Below are 1611 nucleotides of genomic sequence, written 5' to 3'. Positions count from 1 at the left end.
GCCCGTCGACCCAATGCAGGCTGACATGATCGCCGGCGCCGGCATAGCGCGTGGCATGGTCGGCAGAGACTTCGCGGTCGTCGGGCGCATGGATGACCAGCGTCGGCACCAGCGCTTCCGCGAGCTGGCGGTCGCCGGTGAATTCGCCGAGCGGTCGGCCGGAGAGTTTTTCGACGCGATCGGCCATGGCGACCTGCGAGCGCGGGCCGACATTGAGCATGCTGCTGAAGTCGGCGAAGATCGCCGGCAGTGAGCTCGGCGCCGCGATCAGCACCAAGCCTTCGGCCGCGATAGGCTGGATGCCCCTGACCGAACCGGCGACGGCGTTGGCGGCGACGGCGCCGCCGAAGGAATGGCCGACGATAACCTTGAACGGACCGAACCATTCGCCGGCGACCCTTGCCGCCTCGACCGCGTTGACCATGTTCAGACGGCGGCCCTGCGATTGGCCGTGGCCCGGAAGGTCGAGCGAGACAACCTTGTAGCCGGCGCCGCGATATCCTTCGATCAGCGCGCGCATATATTCGGTGCGCGAACGCCAGCCATGGATGACGAGCACGGTGCCGGCCGGCGCCCTGCCCGGCTCGGGCCGGAATTCATGCACCATGACACAGCCCTTCTTCGTCTTCAGCCGATGATGCCGCGCCTCGGCCATGAAGGCCGCGGCCCGCTCGACAGCGCGGCGCTCGCCGTCGCTCAGCGCCTTGACGTTCGGCGTGCGGCAGAACAGTTCGAACGCGGCGCGACCGCTGAGGCGAGGCGCCACATGCTCGGCCGCGCCGAACACGCCCCGGATGACCTTCAGACCAAATGATGCCATAGTGTCGATCCATCCATTCGTTCAAGCATGAACATAATAGTTCAAACATGAACATTAAACAAGACCTGCCCTGGGACAACCCGCGCTTTCGCAACTGGGTCGCGGTGGCGCGCGCCTGCCATGTGGTGGAGCGCACGCTGGCGGTGAAACTGGCGCCGTTGGATCTCAAGCCGGCACAGCTCGACGTGCTGATGAACCTCTACCGCCATCCCGGCATGTCGCAGCATGACCTTGCCCGCAAGCTCTTGGTCGGGCGCTCCAACATCACCATGCTCTTGCCGCAGCTGGAGACCCGCGGCCTGCTGCGCCGCGAGGGCGACGAGAAGGACAAGCGCGTGCTCAGGCTAAGCCTGACCGTGGAAGGCGAAGCCCTGCTGATGCAGGCGCTAAAGGTTCACATGGCGCTGATCGAGCAGGCGATGAGCCAGTCGACTGCGGAGCAGTGCGACATGATCGGTGAGCAGATGCGCAAGATCGCCGATGTGCTGAAGGAAGCGTAAGCGCCGGCGCACCGAGATGCAGGTCAGGATGCGCCGAAAATGATGGCCTCCGATAAGCGGAGCGAGCGTACTTAACGTGCGTGAGCACCGGAAGCGCAGGAGGCCGCCATTTGCAGGCCAGCCTCACCTGAATCTACCACATCGTCTTCTTTGCCCGCTCGGGCCATTCCCTGTCGTAGGTTTCGCCGTCGATGTTTTTCCGGCTGGTGATTTCCAGTATTTGGCCGGGCGTCGGCAGCGCTTTCGGATCGACATGCTTCGCCGGGTTCCACAGCTCCGACCGGACGACGG

2 protein-coding genes and 1 pseudogene are annotated in these 1611 nt (G+C 64.7%); 1 reads left to right on the top strand and 2 read right to left on the bottom strand.

The features are described from left to right. Positions 1 to 820 (bottom strand): alpha/beta fold hydrolase (locus EN742_RS34420; protein ID WP_128333843.1); only part of this gene is annotated, 820 nt, incomplete at its 3' end. Positions 821 to 867: 47 nt separating this feature from the next. Between EN742_RS34420 and EN742_RS34415 the strand changes: the two genes are divergently transcribed. Continuing rightward, positions 868 to 1320: a MarR family transcriptional regulator gene (locus tag EN742_RS34415; RefSeq protein WP_128333842.1), complete on the top strand. Its 453-nt coding sequence runs from the start codon at positions 868 to 870 to the stop codon at positions 1318 to 1320. A gap of 133 nt (positions 1321 to 1453) precedes the next feature. Here EN742_RS34415 and EN742_RS39835 read toward each other — a convergent pair. Further along, positions 1454 to 1611, bottom strand: a pseudogene (locus EN742_RS39835) (pyridoxamine 5'-phosphate oxidase family protein); the annotation flags it as partial.

The organism is Mesorhizobium sp. M4A.F.Ca.ET.020.02.1.1 (assembly GCF_004022645.1).
Taxonomy (GTDB): Bacteria; Pseudomonadota; Alphaproteobacteria; order Rhizobiales; family Rhizobiaceae; genus Mesorhizobium.
Note: the sequence above shows the minus strand (reverse complement) of the source record. Positions and strands in the feature narration are given on the sequence as shown.

Coding starts and splice junctions, on each gene's coding strand:
- EN742_RS34415 (WP_128333842.1), top strand. CDS start 868: ATGAACATTAAACAAGACCTGCCCTGGGACAACCCGCGCTTTCGCAAC.